This window comes from Methylophilus sp. DMC16 (assembly GCF_056314045.1).
In genome coordinates this window covers 291,562-309,790 of sequence record NZ_JBQUZC010000002.1, presented here as the reverse complement: position 1 = coordinate 309,790, position 18,229 = coordinate 291,562, and the positions used below count along the sequence as shown (strand labels likewise).

Sequence of the window (18,229 nt, the reverse complement as noted above, 5' to 3'; positions counted from 1 at the left end):
GCATGACCTTGTTGCAGGCCAGGGCAAGAGCCAATACACTGAACACTTGTTAATAAGAATATCAATCGCCTATGTTCAAATCCTTTTTTCCCGACTCCCGCTGGTTCTGGCCGTCTGTCATTCTGTGGGCAATGGTCTGTTGCGGCATATGGTTCGAGTATTCTTCTGCCATTGGCACGGCATTGGGTTTATCCATGGTAGAGAAGGAGCCGGTGATCGGACTCGGGCATTTTGTCACTGACCCGTTCAAGCTGTTTTATCTGTATTACCTGGTGAGCGTCGCGATTTTTGCGCTGATGTGGTTCAAGCTTAAACCTAGCCGCTGGCAATGGTGGTCGATTGTCGGTACTGCTTTTATACTGTTCTCAACTTACTATTCCGTTCAGGTATCAGTTGCTATTAACAACTGGCGCAGACCATTCTTTGATACCGTTCAAATCGCACTCAACCAAAATGCGGCTCAAAAAGTCACTCCATTGGAGCTCTATAAACTGATAGGACAGTTTGCTGAGGTGGCATTTATAGCTGTCACGATGTTTGTGCTTACTAAGTTTGTCGTAAGTCATTATATTTTTAGGTGGCGAACAGCAATGAATGATTATTACACCTCGCAGTGGTCCACTATTAGACATATTGAAGGTGCCTCACAACGGGTTCAGGAAGACACAATGCGTTTCGCTAGCATCATGGAAGACCTTGGAGTCAAAATGGTCGATGCGATTATGACTTTATTTGCTTTTCTGCCTATTTTATGGGGTTTATCCCAATATGTTTCAGAGTTGCCGATAGTAGGGGCTATTCCTTCCCCTCTATTTACCGCGGCAATAATATGGTCCATTTTTGGAACATCATTATTGGCGGTTGTTGGTATTAAGTTGCCAGGACTTTATTTTAAGAACCAACGTGTTGAAGCTGCTTATAGAAAAGAATTAGTATATGGCGAAGATAATCCTGAACGAGCCCAGCCTTTGACACTTAAACAGTTATATTCAGAGGTTCGGCATAATTATTTTATTATGTACTTCCATTATGTTTACTTTAATGTCGCAAGAAGTTTATATATTCAGGCTGATAATATTTTTGTTTTTGTTATCCTAGTTCCAACAATTGCTGTAGGAAAAATAACATTTGGTATCTTGCAACAAATTCTTACAGCATTTAGTGAGGTAAGTAATTCATTTCAGTATCTAGTCAATTCATGGACCACAATTATAGAATTGTTATCTATTTATAAGCGGCTTGATACTTTTGAGTCTGCCATTAAATTTGAAAGTTTACCCGAGATTGAAAACACCTCTGCCTAAGCTCAATGGGTGAAGACCTGCAGGTGACCGCCTAGCGGCTCACCTGCAAATGGTCAAACTTGGGCCGTTGCTCGCGCATGAACTGTGCCAGCGCTTCATCCGACAAGGGCTTGCTGTAGTAATAGCCCTGGCCGACATCGCAGCCGCTGTGCAATAAAAAGCGGTGCTGGTACTCGTTTTCTATGCCTTCTGCGGTCACTGATTTATGCAAGCTTTTACCCAGGTTGATCAATGCCAGCAGGATATTGCCATTGGTCACGCTTTGTTCCAGGTCCTGCACAAACGCTTTGTCAATCTTGAGTTCGTCAATCGGATAGTTTTTCAGATAGGCCATATTGGAGTAGCCGATGCCGAAGTCATCAATGGCAATACAAACGCCCAGACGCTTGAGTTGCTCCAATGTCCGCGTAAACATGGCTTCATCCTTAAAGCGCGCATTCTCGGTCACTTCCAGCGTAATCAAGTGTGGCGGGACGCGTTCCTGCCGTAAGACCCGCTGCACTGTCTCCACCAGGTTGCCCCGCAAAAACTGGATAGGCGAGACGTTGACCGCAATCGGCACCAGATAGCCCCATTCGGTTTGCATGGCTTTGATTTTCTTGCAGGCAGTCTGCAAGACCCACTCACCAATGGCAAAAATATGGCCGGTTTCTTCAGCCACCGGAATAAACTGGTCAGGCGGGATCAGCCCGCGCTCCGGGTGCTGCCAGCGGATCAGGGCTTCCAGCGCGCTGATATTGCCGTGTTGCATATTGATTTGCGGCTGGTAATACAGCATGAGTTCTTGCCGTTGCAGGGCGTGTCCGAGGCCATATTCAATTTCGTTACGTTCGCCCAGTTGCTGTGCCAGGGAGCCACTAAACATTTGCACTTTATTTTTACCGGCATTTTTAGCGCTATACAGTGCAGAGTCGGCGCACGTCAGCAAGGTATCAATGTCTTGGGCATGGTCCGGGTAGATGCTGACACCAACGCTACAAGTCATGTTAAACACATAGTCGCCAATGGCAATCGGTTGCGAAATGGCTTCCATTACCCGTGACAGCAAGGGTTGAGCATCTTCTGCCGAGCGCAGGCCGGGGTAGAGCATGACAAACTCATCGCCGCCAAACCGCACAATGGCATCCGTCGGGCGTGTACTTTGAATCAGCCGTTGTGCGACGTTCTCCAGCAGCTTGTCACCGGCACGGTGGCCCAGCGTGTCGTTAATGAGTTTGAAATGGTCGAGGTCAATAAAGGCAATCGCTATTTTGTAGTGAAACTTGTCGGCTTCTGCAATCAGGCTGGCCAGTTTGCCACTAAAAGCATGGCGGTTTAACAACCCGGTCAGGTTGTCTGTCACCGCCAGTTGGCGGATTTGCAACTCATAGTTTTTACGGTCGGTGATGTCTTCGACCGTGCCCTCGTAGTAAAGAATACTGCCTTGTGCATCATAGACGGCATGCGCGTTTTCCGAGATCCAGATGGTTTCGCCATTCAGCCGGTAGACTTGCGACTCAAAATTCTGCACACGCCCCTGCAGGCGGATGGCTTCAGTAAAGTCGTGACGGCGGCTGTCTTCTACATACAGTTGCGTGCTGATATTGTTGAGGTCGCTGATCAGCTCCGCCGGCGAGGCATAGCCATAGAGCTTGGCCAGCGCCAGGTTGGCATTCAGGTAGGTGCCAGATTCTGTGGTCTGGAACATGCCTAGCGTCGAGTTCTCAAACATGGAGCGGTATTTTTGCTCGGTGCTGTAGAGCGCCTGCTCAATGCGTTTGCGTTCCGTGATGTCCTGAATAATGCCTTCAAGGGCGACGGGTTTGCCCTCGGGATCAAAGACGCCGCTGCCGCGTTCGGCCACCCAGCTGATTTCGCCATCGGCACGCACAATGCGGTATTCAAGTGCAAACCGTTGTTTGCGACTGACCGCTTCATGAATGATTTTGCGCGCCTGTGCACGGTCTTCAGTGTGCGTGATCCGTTCGTAGGACTTGACCTTGTTCAGGATCAAGTCTTGCGGAGCATAGCCGGTCAGCGACTCACAGCCTTTGCTGACATAAATCATGGTCCACTGATCATCATACAGGCAGCGGTATATCATGCCATCCAGATTATCCAGTAGCGTATCCAACAGCCGTTGTTGCTGTGAGGTCATTAAGGCATCGACGATTTGTGTTTGCATCATGTCCCAGTTGATCTGGCCACGCATTACAGCATCGCCTGTTCAGTTTGCCTTTGCTGGCCGATAGTGACTTTTTCCCACAGGCTTTGGGCATTCATGAGGGTCAGCATGCTTTGCTGGGCGAGATTGGCAATGGCAATGCCGGGGTTGTTGCTAATCCCCTTGAAAAAAGTATTCATGGGCTGAATCTGGTTGGGGGCAAGGTAAGGAATCTCGCCCAGCGCCGAGACAAAGACCCCGAATTTGAGGGCGGCTGCCTTGTCTTCAATCACCACAATCTGCCGGTAATCGGTAAAGTAGTGCGCGTGACCCAGCATGCGCGCCAGGTCAATAATAGGGATGACCTGATCGCCATAGGGGTGCATGCCCGCAATAAACGGCGCCGACTCTGGCAGCGTGCGTAACTGCACTTCGTCAATCGCTTCGCGGACAAAGCGGGCCTCTATCCCTAGCCAGCTGTTGCCGACATAAAAGGTTGCGTACTCCTGGCTGTCTTCAGCATTTTGCAGGAACAGGTTGGGGTTAAATTTGTTGTGGATGACCTGCGACTCTGCCGTGATGCGCTGGTTGATTTCGTTGACATTGCCAAGCGGGGTAAAGATCAAGGCAAAAATTTTATTCCGGTAGTTGTCTTCTGCCCCCTTGAATTCACGATAACCATACGCCGCGTGCACCCCTACCGCATAGTAGGTGTGATGGTAAATGGCAATATCAAACAGTCGCTGGCCTTCATTGAGATTGCTGATTTCCGGCATCAACGCAAAGTCATCGCCGGTGGCAAAGTCTGCATGCGTGCTGGAGATCACCTTGAGCTGTTCGTTGACAAACAGCGTAAAGCTGCCGCTGACCGGGGTATCGGTTTTGTCGCGTGGAATCACATCACGGAGCATGGCCTGGAATTGCGGCTTGCTGTCAAACACAATGCCTATGCCACCGACAATACTGTTGCCATCCAAATGCCGGATCGGCGCTGCGTAAATATAGGTTGCCTGATGGTTGTACAAGGGCGTCGGTTCAAACTGCGACACCACATAGTCCTGACTGGAAGTACAGCTGCGTGTGCGGCCTACCCATTCTTCGGTGAGCTGGCTGTCGATCAACTCATTGTAACGTGGGTTGGACACGGCAATCACCGTGCCTTGCCGGTCAAAGACGATCAGGTTGTCGTAAACGGTATACAAGCCATTGATGTAGCGCAGAATTGAGCTGATCTGGTTTTTATCCTGTGCAGAGAGCTGGGCATTACCCAGGCACTCTCTGAAGACGTGGGTGAGCGCCCACCAGCGGACGTCATTCGCTCGCTCGTACAGGTTGCGGTCCATGATCTCGACCGCCAGTTGCGCATAAAAACTGGAGTTTTCGAGCATCACCGAGACCACGGTCTGATACAGCTCAGAGACCATGCCCTCAATAATTTGCTGGGTTTTATGTCCGGTGTTGCTGATCTCCGAGAGCAGGCTTTTGGAGAAGTTCTTTTGCTGGGTGTTGACGTAGTTGCTCTGCCAGATATTGCCGTTCCACACCGACTGGTTCAGCTTGCTCTGAATGTTGGCCGCCTGTTTTGGAATATTCAGCAGGCTTTCAGAAAAAATCAGCGGGCTGCGCATCACCTTGCGCAAGATTTCCGCATCAATATTGCTGATCATGCCCTGCATGCTCTGGTTGAATGCATACTCAAGCGGAATCATGGCTTGTCCCAGCCAGCCTGGCCCTGAGTAGCCTTGATAATTCTCGGCCTGCTTGGTGACACACAGGTATTCACGGCCCGCAAATCGCGCCACAAACCAGTCCTTGTCCGTGTCTGCACAGAGGGTGATGCCGATGGGGATTTGGTGCGGATCGCTAGACGCAATCACGTGACGATGCTCATCCAGCAGGATGCCTATGGTCCAGTCCGAGCCAGAAATCAGGTTTTGAAAAATGGTTTGCAGTTCGTTCACAAACTTGAAGCACAAGCACAGGACGCCTAAAGACCGCAGGCCATCACTGCTGCGCACTTCATGCGCATACATCAGGGATTGGTAAGGTTTGCCGTTGATTTCGGTTTCATAAAAATACTCGACATACGGCGCGCTGGATTGTGCTGCCAGCTTGAAAATTGCGTGTTGGTCTACCAGCGTCTGCTGAGAGGCATCCAGCTGATGCAGCAAGTTGCCCGCCATGTCAAAAAGGGCAATATTTTCGTAGACGGTATATTTGTTTTGATATTCCTGAAAACGGTGCGTGATACGCGATTGCTCATGCGCCGTGACTGCGCCTGCCGCATGTTTTTCAAGGTAGCCCCTGACATCATCGTCGGTGGCAAAAAAGCCGATATCCGCCGTGCGTTCAAACAGGTTGCGGATCAGCAGGTTAATGACCTCAAATGCCTTGGATGTCAGCTGTGCCGCCGTTTTGTGCAAGGTTTCTTCTGACAGGTGGCGTAACACGGCATTCGAGATTTTGTTGAATGCCGTGCGTGTTTCTTCCATTTCGGAGCCTGTGCCAGACAGTTGCGCCATCAGCGCAAGACTGTCCCAGGCATTTTGTAGCTGGTAGATGTGTGAACGGAAATCGTTGACCTTTTTAAAATGGCTGGCGAGCTCTTCAGTCAAAGGTTGTGGGTGCATATATTTCTAGTGTTCTTCCATGATTGCAATTAATTCCGCCTATTTATAGCAAGAATGGTTCCCATTTAGCGGGGTCGAATTGCAAAACAATGGCAAGAAAAATGCTTTTATTTAAATATTAAAACCTGAGGGACATGATTTCGCTGGTGATTGGTCAAATAAACGCTACCTGCTTTGCGCGCATGCCTTGTGTTGGTGCGCAGTTGGCTAAAATGGTGCACGCGTGTCTGGTGTTTTTCATGTCAAAATAGGCCTTCCTTTTTCCTGAGTTTGCCAGCGCATGATTAATACCATGATAGAAATCCACAGTGTGTCGGAAGCGATCCGTGATGCGGTGGCGCCCGTGTTTTTACTCACTGGCATCGGGTCGATTCTCGGCGTGTTAATTGGCCGCCTGGGCCGCTCGATTGACCGTGCCAGGTTTTTAACCGATACGCCGGAGGAGAAGCGTGAGCGGTTCAAGGATGAGCTCAAGATTATTGTCAGGCGCACCAAATGGCTACGCCGGGCGATTGGCCTGGCCACGTTTGCCGCCTTGTGTATTTGTGTCTCCATCGCCAGCATGTTTATTTCGGTGGAAACCGGCTTGCGCTTGCCGCACCTGGTGATGGTGTCGTTTATTATCTCGATGGCGTCACTGATATTGGGACTGCTCTGTTTCTTGCGCGAGATTGTGCTTGCCTCACGCGAAGTGATCGTGCCGTATCAGCAATTGGAAAAACCGGCGCGTAAACAGGCGGGCAAGTCCTAGCGGTAAAGTGCGCGGATCACGTCGGTTTGTGTCAGCAGGCCGACCAGTTTGTTGGAGGCATCCACCACGGGCAGCAATTGCAAGTGATGGCTGGTCATGAGCGGAATGGTATGCATGAGATGCATCTGGGCCTGGATGGTGATGGCTGGCGTGGTCATGATTTGGCCGACAACTTCCGCTTTGTCGCTATGGGTGGTGGGTGACCAGCGGATCAGTCGCTGCAGGGCTGGCCCCACTTCGCGATAACTGCTCGCCTGGGCATGCCGCACAAAGTCTGACAGGCTCAATATCCCTATCACCAGTTTTGCCTTGTTTACTACAGGCACCGCAGGCTCGGTCTGCGCCAGCATGGTGTGCCAGGCGGCTTCCAGAGGGTCGCCATATTCAAAGGTGGTCTCCACTGGCCGCATGATCTGCTCGCAGGTAATCGCTTCCAGTTTACGGTGGTAGGCAATCAATTCGGTTTGCTCAAGCAGGTGTTGTAATTGCGATGGGTGAATGTCCAGCACTTCGTGAGACTGCCCCAGTGCCTGCTGCAAATCTTCAGGCGTGAATCCAAACTGGTAGCGCATGTGCGTGGGCGTCGCTGCGGCATGGTCATGATCCGCCACCGGATAACGATAGCCGGTCAGACGATGGTAAATCCAGGCCGTGAGTACCAGTAACAGGCTGTTTGCCAGCACAGGCCACCAGATAAAGCCAAAGCCGAGTTGCCGGATTGATTCGCCGCCCAGCACGGCAGTCAGGGCCACCGCGCCGCTAGGAGGATGCAGGCAACGAAAGGCAAACATCAGCGCAATCGCCGACAGCATGGCAAGCGCTGCGGCGGCGACCGGAAAATCTGGCAACCATTGTGCAAACAATACCCCGCTTAAGGCGGCCAGCGTATTGCCTGCCAGCAAGGCCCACGGTTGTGCCAGCGGGCTGGATGGCAAACAAAACAAAATGACGGCGGAGGCCCCCATGGGCGCAATCAGGAACACAGCAGTATGCCAGTCTGCAGCTGGCGCTTCTGCGATGACCAGGCCGGCCATCCCGCCAGTGAGCAAAATCCCCAGGCCCGCGCCCAGCGCCGCCCGTGCGTAGTCGCGCATCGACCCGGTCATGCGCCGCGGCCAATAAGGCTTTAAAAAACGGGCGAGCTTTGCCATTCCAACTCAAAAAAGCAAAGACCGCAGTGTAACACGGACCCTTTTTAGGGGTGATGTTGGTGTGACGGTGAGCGGGAATTTCTCCCGATACAATTCGGTTACAAAAATTCGGAAACTTAGGCCCTGTTTTAAAGCTCATAAGCGCTGAATGGTCCTGCAAGAAAGGACACAACTTGATTGATGCAGAAGAAAGGAAACTGTGATGCAATCGTTCTTACAATCAAAATTGACGCATTGGGTGTCTGTGCCTTTGGCCGTGGCAGCACTGTTTGGTGCTGGCTACTGGATGAAAGGCTACACGCTGGTGAATCATGCGCAGGCGACTGCGCCGGTGTCGGCCAAAACCATGACCGCGCCAAGTGCTTATATCACGCTGCCTAACTTTGCCAGTATCGCGTCTACCCAGGGCGCTGCAGTGGTCAATATCAGCGTCAGTGGCACCGTGAAAACCGCCGGGATTCCGGGCATGGATCCTAGTGACCCCATGTTTGAGTTATTCCGCCGTTTTCAGCCCAATATGCCACAAACCGAAACGCCGATGAATGGCTTGGGTTCAGGCTTTATCGTCAAGTCTGATGGCGTAATCCTGACCAATGCCCACGTGGTGGATAAAGCCGATGTGGTGACCGTTAAACTGTCTGACAAGCGTGAGTTCCAAGCCAAGGTGGTTGGTGTGGACAAGCTGACCGATGTGGCGGTGCTGAAAATTGATGCCAAAGATTTGCCGACTGTCCGTATTGGCAGTACCAAAAGCAGCAATGTGGGGGACTGGGTCGTGGCAATAGGCTCGCCCTTCGGCTTTGACAACACGGTGACGGCAGGCATTATCTCGGCCAAATCCCGCGCCTTGCCAGACGAAGGCTATGTACCTTTCCTGCAGACTGACGTGGCTATTAACCCCGGTAACTCTGGCGGGCCGCTCTTCAACTTGAATGGTGAGGTCATTGGCATTAACTCGCAAATTTACAGCCGTAGCGGTGGCTATCAGGGCCTGTCATTTGCGATCCCGATTGATGTGGCCATGGGCATTGAGCAGCAGTTGCTCGAAAAAGGTAAAGTCAGTCGTGGCCGTCTGGGCATCGGCGTACAAGCCATTAACCAGGATTTAGCTTCTTCATTTGGCTTGCAGGCCCCCAACGGCGCCCTGGTCAGCAATGTCGAGAAAAATGGCCCTGCGGATAAAGCCGGCCTAGAACCTGGTGATGTGATCTTGAAGTTTAATGGTCAGAGCATAGACCGCTCCAGCGACTTGCCGCCCATGGTGGGCAGTATCAAGCCGGGCAGTACGGTCAGCGTTGAAGTCTGGCGCAACAAACAGCTGAAGAAACTGACTGTGCGTATTGATGAAATGCAAACTGCGCAGGCAGACCCTGCTGCCAGCATGGATAGCAAGCAAGCCAGATTAGGGGTGAGTGTGCGCCCGCTCACTTCGCAAGAGCTGGCGCAGACGCAACTTAAGCAGGGCCTGCTGGTGGAAGAGGTGGGCAAAGGTCCTGCCGCCAATGCCGGCATCCAGCCAGGTGACGTCATTCTGGCCGTCAATGGCGATCAGGTGAAGAGCGTCAGCCAGCTACAGGACAAGTTAACGCAAAACAGCAAGAATGTGGCCCTATTGGTCATGCGTGGGGACAGCAAACTTTATGTTCCCGTCAAAATGGGTTGATTTACGTGTTGTTTCCTTAGTCATTTGCCCCGCAGTTGCGGGGCTTTTTTATCCAGGCAGCGGTGTAGATGCCAAAGCGTTTAACAATTCTGCCAGACTGACCTTTTTGCCCGGTAAAATAACAATATGCAAACATTTCAAATCCCCTCCATCGAAGACCAGACCTTGCAAGCCGCGCTGGTTCAGCAGATTAACCAAAAAACCAAACCGTTAGGCGCCCTTGGGCGGCTGGAAGCCCTGGCTATGCAACTGGGGCTGATCCAGCAAACCGTACATCCGGTGTTGCAACAGCCCACCATGCTGGTGTTTGCAGGTGATCATGGCATCGTCGCCGAAGGCGTCAGCCCTTATCCGCAAGCGGTGACGGCGCAAATGGTATTCAACTTTTTAAATGGCGGTGCCGCCATTAATGTGTTTGCGCGCCAGCATGGATTTGAGCTGCATGTGGTGGATAGCGGCGTCAATGCCGTATTCGCCCCGCACCCCAAGTTGATTGATGCCAAGGTGGGCATGGGCACCGCCAGTTTTCTGCATCAGCCGGCGATGACGGCCGAGCAATGCGCACAGGCGATTTACCGCGGCTCGCAAATTGCCAGGGATGCCATTACCCAGGGCTGTAATGTGCTGGCACTGGGCGAAATGGGCATCGGCAATACCTCCAGCGCCAGTTGCCTCATGAGTGTGCTGTGTGGCTTGCCCATGCATCAATGTGTGGGGCGTGGCACCGGTGTCAGCGACAAAGGGTTGCAGCACAAACTGGCGGTGCTCACTTCCGCCTTGCAAGCGCATCATGTGCCTGCCAGCGATCCTCTGCATGCATTGGCCGTTTTTGGCGGCTTTGAAGTCGCCATGATGGTTGGGGCATTGCTTGCCGCTGCCGAAGCCCGTGTCACCTTGCTCATTGATGGTTTTATTGCCACCTCGGCCTTGCTGGTGGCCGCCAAGCTTTATCCGCAGGTGGTCGACTATTGCGTATTTGCGCATTGTTCCGACGAAAGTGGCCATGGCATCATGCTGGCACATCTCAAGGCGCAGCCCTTGCTGCATTTGTCTTTGCGTCTGGGTGAAGGCACCGGTGCCGTACTGGCTTATCCCCTGTTGCAGTCAGCGGTTGCCTTTCTCACCGAAATGGCCAGCTTTGAGAGTGCTGGCGTCAGCGAGCAAGTGCAGTGAAATCGCAATGGCGTTCCTTTTTGCTGGCCGTGGGCTTCTTTACCCGTATCCCGGTGCCCGCACTGCCTGATTTTAAAGAAAGTGATCTGAATCAGGCGGCCCGCTATTTTCCGCTAGTCGGCCTGTTGGTGGGCTTACTGGCCGCCATGGTCTGGTGGCTGGCGCACGGGCTGTTCAACCCGGCATTGGCCGTGTTGTGCAGCATGGCTGCCACCATCCTTGCCACAGGCGCCTTTCATGAAGATGGCCTGGCCGACAGTGCGGACGGCTTGGGCGGAGGCATGACGGGCGAGCGCAAGCTGGAGATCATGCATGACTCTCGCCTTGGCAGCTACGGCGCCATTGCGCTGGTGGGCATCTTGCTGTTCAAGTTTGAGGCTTTGTCTGCCCTTGCGCCCGCCATCTTGCCGTTTGCACTGATTGCCAGCCATGCCCTGAGCCGACTGGCGGCGGTGTATGTGATGGCGACGGCCAACTATGTGCGCACTGCGGGCAAGGCCAAACCGCTAGCCACTACGCTGACCCGGCAGGATATTGTATACGCCAGCGTCTTCGGCCTGCTGTGCTGGCTGGGCTTTGCCCTGATGCTGGGCATCAATCAGTCATTGATGGCTGCCGGACATTTTTTACTGATCACCAGCTTGCCTGTGCTCGTGGTCTGGCAGATGTGGCGGCAAACGATGTTACGACAGATTCAAGGGTATACCGGCGATACGCTGGGTGCGACACAGCAACTGACTGAAGTCGCTTTTTATTTGGGCCTGCTGGCCTGGGAGCGCTTGGCATGAAATTGACGTTGGTGAGACACACCAGTTTACAAATCGCTGAAGGCATCTGTTACGGACAAAGCGATGTCGATGTCTCGGCCAACTTTCATCACGAGTTGGCCAGCGTGCAGCAAAAGCTGCAAGCCGATGCTTTCCACGCCCTCTATACCAGCCCTTTGCAGCGCTGCCACAAACTCGCACTGGGTCTGGCCCACGGCCTGGGGCATGCCGGAGACATTCAGGCCGATGTGCGCCTCAAGGAACTGCACTTTGGCGAATGGGAGATGCAGGCTTGGAACGATATTCCGCGTGAGCGATTTGATGTCTGGGCCAAAAACTATGCCGAACTTTCGCCGCCACAAGGCGAAACCTTTGCCCAGTTACAGGCGCGCGGTGTGGACTTTTTGCAAGAGATACAAGCCCGCCATGCCGGTGAACATGTGCTGGTGGTCACCCACGGCGGCATGATACGCGCGCTGATTGCGCATGTGCTGAATATGCAACTCAAAGGCTTGTTCCGGTTGCATATCGATTACGCCAGCCTTACACGGCTGGATTTGTCAGGAGTGATTCCCAAGGTTGAGTTTGTGAATCGGTAATCACGAAAAGAAAAGGGCGAACCTAAGTTCGCCCCTTATATCGGTGGGTTTTTAAACCCTTGTTACCGATAGTCCCCACCATCGGAATACCTGATATATTTGCATAATACAACAAGTTGCAAATAAAAGGGGGTGTCATGCGATACAGAGTTGGTTTGGACGTAGGGACCGCTTCACTTGGTGTGGCGGCGTTTTCACTCGATGAAAACAATAATCCGCTCGAACTAGTTTGGAAGCATGTTCGTATTTTCGATGAGCCTTTAGAAAAAAGTCAGTCAGGACTTAAGTCTAAAAAAGCGGGGCGTCGTGCTGCACGCATGCAACGTCGCCAAATCGATAGACGTTTAGGAAGAACCAAAGCGATTGCTGCATTGGCATCCTTGCTTTACATCCAGTTAGGGCCGTCCATTGATAGCGGACGTACTTTATTAGAAATTCGTGCTAAGGCGGCCAGAGAGAAAATAGATTTATCCAACTTAATCCGTGTATTTATTCGTATAGGCAAACGGCGTGGTTACGGAGGTGAGTTTCGCCCAAAAAAGGAAGGTGCAAAGCTTGGGGAGGTTGAAGGCGGCAACCATGACCTTAAGACTGAAATGCAAGCTCTGGCGCAAAGCAAAGGTTTTGATGAGGTGACGCTTGGTGAGTTTTTATATCAGCGATGGCTAGATGGCAAACCAACCAAACTCAAAATAAAAGAGCCTGAAGATAAAACCACTGAAGGCAAAAATTTGTATGCGCTGAGAAGCCAGTTGGTGGCTGAGTTTGAACAAATTTGGCAAACACAATCTGCCTTTTATCCAGTCCTTAATTCCAAGCATGAAGGCAAGCCGCTTAAGGATATTTTTTATAATGCCATTTTTCACCAGCGCCCATTAAAAGCGGTAGGCGGTATGGTTGGGCAATGTAGCTTAGAACCTACACTTGCAAGAGCACCTCGCGCTCAACTCGCTTTTCAGCATTTTCGAATTGAAAAAACACTGGCTGATTTACGCTGGGGTGTGGGTAAACGAGCAGAAAAACTATCCGCAGCACAAAAGGTAGTTATTCGCCAATTGTGCGATGAAAAAGAAGTGGTGAAGTTTGATGCCATTTATAAAGCACTGGATGTTGCTGGTTGCCCAAGGCCTGACACTAAAGGTCTGAATTTAGATAGATTGAGTCGCGATGAAATCCCTGGTAACAAAACCAACCATATATTTCGCAAGTTAGAATTAGGTGATGCATGGTTGGCATTAGATGCGCGCACTCAAATACAAGTCATTAACTTTTTAGCGGATTTAGGTTCACCTGAGCAACTTGATGATCCGCTGTGGTACACACGCTTTGCAAAAGCTGATGGCACTATGCGCAAATTGCCGGAGAAGCTTGTGGAGTTTATCAATTTGTTAAAAAGCCATGACAAATTTGACCGGCTGAGCAAAATGGGCTTTGAAAGTGGCCGCGCCTCATACTCAATTAAAGCGCTAAATAAACTTACAGCGTGGTTGGATTCACCATGGTGGCCTAATGAATGGCAAGGCGAAATGCGACCTGATGAAGATGCTGCGATACGTGTCTGTTACCCTGAAAGCTTTAACAAACCAATAGCACTAAAAGATAGTTTGGATTTTGCGCCTAGTACAGGTAATGCTGTCGTTGATGGTTCGTTAAGGCAAATGCGCTATGTGCTTAATCGTATGATGGTAGATTTGGGGACTCAGCCAGAGCAAATCGTTGTGGAAATGTCCCGGGAAATGAGCGTGGGAATCAGCAAACGTAATGAGCGTGAAAGTGAAAACAATAAAAATCGTAAAGCTCGTCTAGATGCAGAAGCAGAAATCCGTGAGCATGGCGTTACGGTTACGCCATCACGTATTCGCCGCTATTTGCTATGGGTAGAGCAAGGCAAAGGCCATTGCCCTTATTGCACAAAACCAATCAGCTTGGGCGACGCGCTGAGTGGTGCTGAAACAGAATACGAACATATTTTGCCAAAATCGCTTACACAGGTTGGTTTAAAACGAAGCGAAATTGTATTGGCTCACCGCAGTTGTAATCAGGAGAAAGGCAATAAAACACCTGCTCAAGCATGGGGGCATGATGCGGAGCGTTGGCAAGTCATCAAGGTGCGGGCAAAGTACTTTTCAGATAACAAACAATATCGCAAGTCCAAATTATTGCTGTTGGAAGACTTTGAGTCTGAAGTGCTCACGGATGAGTCGATTGCAGAGTTTGCTGATCGTCAATTTCAACAAACATCTTGGATTGCCAAAGAGGCCGCGCAATGGTTGCAAGGCATCTGCAAAACCCCGGTTTCCGTTTCTCGCGGAGAACTCACTGCAATGTTACGACGCAAATGGAAGCTGGAAACAGTTATTCCACAAGCACGAACTGAGGAAGGCTTACCGGTTTTAGATGAAGAAATGCAAGTGGTCAGCGTTGAAGATTTTGAGAAATATCGAGATGTGTGGGAGGGGCATAAGGTTTTAGATGCACATGGACATATAGATAAAGCGCGCCATACGGACCGCAAGCTTAACAAGCGTATAGACCATAGACATCATTTGATTGACGCTATGACAATCGGCCTCACTTCGCGTGGTTTGTTTCAACAAATGGCGCGGCAATACAAGTTGGATTCTGAGCGTGAGATGAGAGGTTATAAACCAAAGTTGGAGGTAGCTGAACCACCTATAAAAAACATACGGGAAATTGCATTGGCTGCTGTGCGTGAATGTCCAATTTCGATTAAACCAGATCGTTATCCAGATGGTGCAATTTTTCAAGAGACAGCTTATGGCGCTGCGGTTAAATCTAACGAAGATAAAGCAAGGCTCACATTGCGCATAAAGGTTGCAGATTTAATTGACCGTAGAAAAGGTACTATAGAGCAAGCACACAAAGCAATTGAAAATATTGTCAGCTCAACAGTTAAAGAGATTATTCTAAAAGCATTTGATGCGAGAGTAGCCTCGGGAAAAACTGCTCCAGAAGCTTTAGCTATGCCTTTTTACCAAACCTTATATGGGCAGCGAGTAGAAATCAAAAAAGTAAAATGCTTTACAGGCAATTATGCAGATGATGTAGCGATTATTGCCCACACAAGTAAAGATGGGCGTGAACATTCTAAGCGTCTGCCAAATGCAGGATATGCCTATCTTGAAACGGAAATATTTGATGGTCGCATAGGCAAGCAAACTTTAGTAAATACGCATCAGGCTATGAAATGTAAACATCAGCCGCTAGCGGAAAATATGGTGCGACTACATAAAAATGATACGGTGTTAGATAGCAAAGTTGGTAAAAAATACCGTATAGGATATTTCACAATTGAAGGAAATTTATTCTTAATACCCATAGTTGACCCACGTGCATTTGATGCAATCAAAGAGCCAGGTTCTGGTAAGAAGAAAGTTTCTTTTACTCAAGTGCTTCGCTTAAAAAGGATAGACTAGTTTTGTCTGAGCACCGTATTTTGCTAATTGAAAATCCTGCCTCAATTTCAGTTGATTTAGGCAGGTTGCGAATTAGGCGTGACGGGTTTGATGATCACCATGTCTTACCAAAAGACATTGCTGTGCTGTGTTTACATCATCACACTATTCAAATTTCTGTGCAGGCATTACGTGGTCTTGCCGAAGCAGGAGCAAGCGTGATGGTGACTGACGAAGCTCACCATCCATGCGCATGGTTTTTACCACAAGTGGGCAATGGCGATTTAGTCCGACGCTTGCGTCAACAAATGGTGTTAGATGGCACCGAAAGTAAAGCAAAGCTTTGGCAAGCGTTGGTAAAAGCAAGACTCAGTACGCAAGCCATTAATTTACGTTTTTTGAACCGCAAAGGCGCATTAAGATTAGAACGTCTGGCGCAAGAGGTTCAACCTGCCGACAAAACAAAATGTGAGGGACAAGGCGCAAAGCATTACTGGGCGCATTTATTTGACGAAAATTTCTCTCGTGAGAAACAGGGGGCAGATGATGCTGTAAATGCTCGCCTAAATTTTGGTTATGCAGTCTTGCGATCTATGATAGCGCGCAGCTTGGTAATGGCTGGCTTAAACCCCTCACTAGGTTTAGGGCATTGCAGTATGGAAAACCCCTTTAACTTGGCTGATGACTTTATTGAGCCATACCGTTTTGTGGTGGAGCGTTACGTTTACCTAAACAATGCGGGTGAATTTAATAGCCAAGCGCGTAAAGAAATCTTGGGGTTTGTTATGCAAGAAGTAAAGTTCAATGGTGCGGGTTATCGATTGCCATCTGCAATTAACGAGACTATTGCCAGCTTTGTACGCGTATTAGATGGGAGGGGAAAGCAACTGAGTTTGCCAGAAGATTTAGTTACGGAAACTGACGACGAAACATGGGCGTAAATGGGTGGCGAGTTATGTGGGTAATTTGTGTATATGATTGCCCAATGACCGAAAAAGAAGGGCGGCATGATTACAGTGTGTTTAGGCGCTGCTTGTTACAAGAAAATTTTGTTCAACTGCAAAACTCACTGTACGTGCATCACTTTCCAACACTTGCGGTGGGAGAAGCGACCATCGTTAGGCTACGTCCGCTTATCCCAAAAGATGCACAAGTCGCATTTTTTATTGTCACGGACAAACAATATGGCATGACCAAAGAGTTTTTTGGGACCAAGCCGACAAGAAAAAAGCCCAGCATGCCTGAGCAAGTTGAGCTTTTTTAACTTCTACTACCCTTTTAAATCAATAGGTTGCGAACAATCTATCTTATCAGGCATTCCGATGGTGGGGTATCGGAACTGCATTCGCGCTTTAGCCACCGCCTTACGTATCTTATCAGGCATTCCGATGGTGGGGTATCGGAACCTAAACCGTTCGACCAACTCGCGAAAGTGAATCTTATCAGGCATTCCGATGGTGGGGTATCGGAACGGGCCAAATGGCACGGTTACAGGCAGTGTGATCTTATCAGGCATTCCGATGGTGGGGTATCGGAACAATGGCGAGCCTGTGCAAGGCGTATTCGACATCTTATCAGGCATTCCGATGGTGGGGTATCGGAACAGACGGGCTGCCGTCGTTGACGCAGAACACATCTTATCAGGCATTCCGATGGTGGGGTATCGGAACAGAACCAGCATGGACCAGTCAGAGCTGAACATCTTATCAGGCATTCCGATGGTGGGGTATCGGAACAAACCGATGCCGCTATCTCTGATGGTGTTGATCTTATCAGGCATTCCGATGGTGGGGTATCGGAACTGGTTTGAAATGCTCACAAAACAATGCATATCTTATCAGGCATTCCGATGGTGGGGTATCGGAACAGTACTACAGTCACAAGAGCTACGACGGTTATCTTATCAGGCATTCCGATGGTGGGGTATCGGAACGCAGGCTAACAAATACTCCCCGGGCAACTGATCTTATCAGGCATTCCGATGGTGGGGTATCGGAACTGTCGAAAGTGATCGACGTGGCCGGAAAAGATCTTATCAGGCATTCCGATGGTGGGGTATCGGAACTATTGCATTACTTGTTAAAGTAGGCCAATCATCTTATCAGGCATTCCGATGGTGGGGTATCGGAACTTTAATTAGCTGCAGTAGTTTTTTGTTCATTATCTTATCAGGCATTCCGATGGTGGGGTATCGGAACTCAAAATGTGCAGGAGCGCGGCGAGTCATGATCTTATCAGGCATTCCGATGGTGGGGTATCGGAACCTGAACTTCATCATTTCACAGATCAACCGCATCTTATCAGGCATTCCGATGGTGGGGTATCGGAACGCTGCGTTTGGGGCATTTGGCGCAGCTGGGATCTTATCAGGCATTCCGATGGTGGGGTATCGGAACGTGGGTTATAACAAGAAATCGCTACGTATCATCTTATCAGGCATTCCGATGGTGGGGTATCGGAACAATCTGACAAGTAGCCATTGGGCCGTCGAGATCTTATCAGGCATTCCGATGGTGGGGTATCGGAACAAGGCCGAGAGCGAGCCGCCCATGAAGGGCATCTTATCAGGCATTCCGATGGTGGGGTATCGGAACAAACCAAAGTACATACCTGTATTGCAAATCATCTTATC

At 50.1% G+C, this 18,229-nt stretch carries 12 protein-coding genes and 1 CRISPR repeat array (1 of these 13 cut by a window edge); of the genes, 9 read left to right on the top strand and 3 right to left on the bottom strand.

All coding sequences use genetic code 11. The features are described 5' to 3' along the window. Positions 1 to 71: 71 nt before the first annotated feature. Positions 72 to 1,304 (top strand): peptide antibiotic transporter SbmA, encoded by a 1,233-nt coding sequence (gene sbmA / locus ACT53D_RS09655; RefSeq protein WP_476155890.1) that lies wholly within the window; start codon positions 72 to 74, stop codon positions 1,302 to 1,304. Positions 1,305 to 1,335: 31 nt separating this feature from the next. Here sbmA and ACT53D_RS09650 read toward each other — a convergent pair whose 3' ends face one another. Together ACT53D_RS09650 and ACT53D_RS09645 are read right to left on the bottom strand one after the other, a co-directional pair. Beyond that, positions 1,336 to 3,495 (bottom strand): sensor domain-containing protein, encoded by a 2,160-nt coding sequence (locus tag ACT53D_RS09650; protein ID WP_228518846.1) that lies wholly within the window; start codon positions 3,493 to 3,495, stop codon positions 1,336 to 1,338. Further along, complete coding sequence (locus ACT53D_RS09645; protein WP_476155887.1) at positions 3,495 to 6,077, bottom strand: chemotaxis protein CheW; 2,583 nt, start codon at positions 6,075 to 6,077, stop codon at positions 3,495 to 3,497. The genes ACT53D_RS09650 and ACT53D_RS09645 overlap by 1 nt, the downstream gene beginning before the upstream one ends. Positions 6,078 to 6,369: 292 nt before the next feature. Between ACT53D_RS09645 and ACT53D_RS09640 the strand changes: the two genes are divergently transcribed. After that, positions 6,370 to 6,828 (top strand): DUF2721 domain-containing protein, encoded by a 459-nt coding sequence (locus ACT53D_RS09640; protein ID WP_275357768.1) that lies wholly within the window; start codon positions 6,370 to 6,372, stop codon positions 6,826 to 6,828. Here the strand turns inward: ACT53D_RS09640 and ACT53D_RS09635 are convergent. Then, a complete protein-coding gene (locus tag ACT53D_RS09635) occupies positions 6,825 to 7,934 on the bottom strand; it encodes an HPP family protein (protein ID WP_476155885.1) in 1,110 nt (369 codons plus the stop codon). The genes ACT53D_RS09640 and ACT53D_RS09635 overlap by 4 nt on opposite strands. A 247-nt stretch (positions 7,935 to 8,181) precedes the next feature. Here ACT53D_RS09635 and ACT53D_RS09630 point away from each other — a divergent pair, with 247 nt between their 5' ends. The 7 genes from ACT53D_RS09630 (at position 8,182) to cas2 (ending at position 16,861) form a co-directional block, all read left to right on the top strand. After that, the gene (locus ACT53D_RS09630; RefSeq protein ID WP_476144610.1) at positions 8,182 to 9,642 is read left to right on the top strand and encodes a DegQ family serine endoprotease; all 1,461 of its coding nucleotides are present in this window, start codon (positions 8,182 to 8,184) and stop codon (positions 9,640 to 9,642) included. 126 nt (positions 9,643 to 9,768) lie between these two features. After that, positions 9,769 to 10,815 (top strand): nicotinate-nucleotide--dimethylbenzimidazole phosphoribosyltransferase, encoded by a 1,047-nt coding sequence (gene cobT / locus ACT53D_RS09625; RefSeq protein ID WP_476155883.1) that lies wholly within the window; start codon positions 9,769 to 9,771, stop codon positions 10,813 to 10,815. Beyond that, positions 10,812 to 11,603: an adenosylcobinamide-GDP ribazoletransferase gene (locus tag ACT53D_RS09620; protein ID WP_338655562.1), complete on the top strand. Its 792-nt coding sequence runs from the start codon at positions 10,812 to 10,814 to the stop codon at positions 11,601 to 11,603. The genes cobT and ACT53D_RS09620 overlap by 4 nt, the downstream gene beginning before the upstream one ends. After that, positions 11,600 to 12,181 carry an alpha-ribazole phosphatase gene (gene cobC / locus ACT53D_RS09615; protein ID WP_338655560.1) on the top strand — a complete coding sequence of 194 codons (582 nt, stop codon included), beginning with the start codon at positions 11,600 to 11,602 and terminating at the stop codon, positions 12,179 to 12,181. The genes ACT53D_RS09620 and cobC overlap by 4 nt, the downstream gene beginning before the upstream one ends. A gap of 137 nt (positions 12,182 to 12,318) precedes the next feature. Next, the gene (gene cas9, locus ACT53D_RS09610) at positions 12,319 to 15,618 is read left to right on the top strand and encodes a type II CRISPR RNA-guided endonuclease Cas9 (RefSeq protein WP_338655558.1); all 3,300 of its coding nucleotides are present in this window, start codon (positions 12,319 to 12,321) and stop codon (positions 15,616 to 15,618) included. Between the two features lie 2 nt (positions 15,619 to 15,620). Further along, positions 15,621 to 16,538 carry a type II CRISPR-associated endonuclease Cas1 gene (cas1, locus tag ACT53D_RS09605; RefSeq protein WP_338655556.1) on the top strand — a complete coding sequence of 306 codons (918 nt, stop codon included), beginning with the start codon at positions 15,621 to 15,623 and terminating at the stop codon, positions 16,536 to 16,538. Then, the gene (cas2, locus tag ACT53D_RS09600) at positions 16,529 to 16,861 is read left to right on the top strand and encodes a CRISPR-associated endonuclease Cas2 (RefSeq protein WP_476155880.1); all 333 of its coding nucleotides are present in this window, start codon (positions 16,529 to 16,531) and stop codon (positions 16,859 to 16,861) included. Before cas1 ends, cas2 begins: the two co-directional genes overlap by 10 nt. A gap of 40 nt (positions 16,862 to 16,901) precedes the next feature. Further along, a CRISPR array of direct repeats spans positions 16,902 to 18,229; the repeat unit is 36 nt; unit sequence ATCTTATCAGGCATTCCGATGGTGGGGTATCGGAAC; it runs 292 nt beyond the window's last position.

What these genes read in the sequence shown, in the direction of transcription:
- cobC (WP_338655560.1), top strand. Translation starts at nt 11,600, where the DNA reads ATGAAATTGACGTTGGTGAGACACACCAGTTTACAAATCGCTGAAGGC.
- ACT53D_RS09650 (WP_228518846.1), bottom strand. Translation starts at nt 3,495, where the DNA reads ATGCGTGGCCAGATCAACTGGGACATGATGCAAACACAAATCGTCGAT.
- ACT53D_RS09630 (WP_476144610.1), top strand. Translation starts at nt 8,182, where the DNA reads ATGCAATCGTTCTTACAATCAAAATTGACGCATTGGGTGTCTGTGCCT.
- cobT (WP_476155883.1), top strand. Translation starts at nt 9,769, where the DNA reads ATGCAAACATTTCAAATCCCCTCCATCGAAGACCAGACCTTGCAAGCC.
- ACT53D_RS09635 (WP_476155885.1), bottom strand. Translation starts at nt 7,934, where the DNA reads ATGACCGGGTCGATGCGCGACTACGCACGGGCGGCGCTGGGCGCGGGC.
- ACT53D_RS09645 (WP_476155887.1), bottom strand. Translation starts at nt 6,077, where the DNA reads ATGCACCCACAACCTTTGACTGAAGAGCTCGCCAGCCATTTTAAAAAG.
- cas2 (WP_476155880.1), top strand. Translation starts at nt 16,529, where the DNA reads ATGGGCGTAAATGGGTGGCGAGTTATGTGGGTAATTTGTGTATATGAT.
- cas9 (WP_338655558.1), top strand. Translation starts at nt 12,319, where the DNA reads ATGCGATACAGAGTTGGTTTGGACGTAGGGACCGCTTCACTTGGTGTG.
- ACT53D_RS09640 (WP_275357768.1), top strand. Translation starts at nt 6,370, where the DNA reads ATGATAGAAATCCACAGTGTGTCGGAAGCGATCCGTGATGCGGTGGCG.
- sbmA (WP_476155890.1), top strand. Translation starts at nt 72, where the DNA reads ATGTTCAAATCCTTTTTTCCCGACTCCCGCTGGTTCTGGCCGTCTGTC.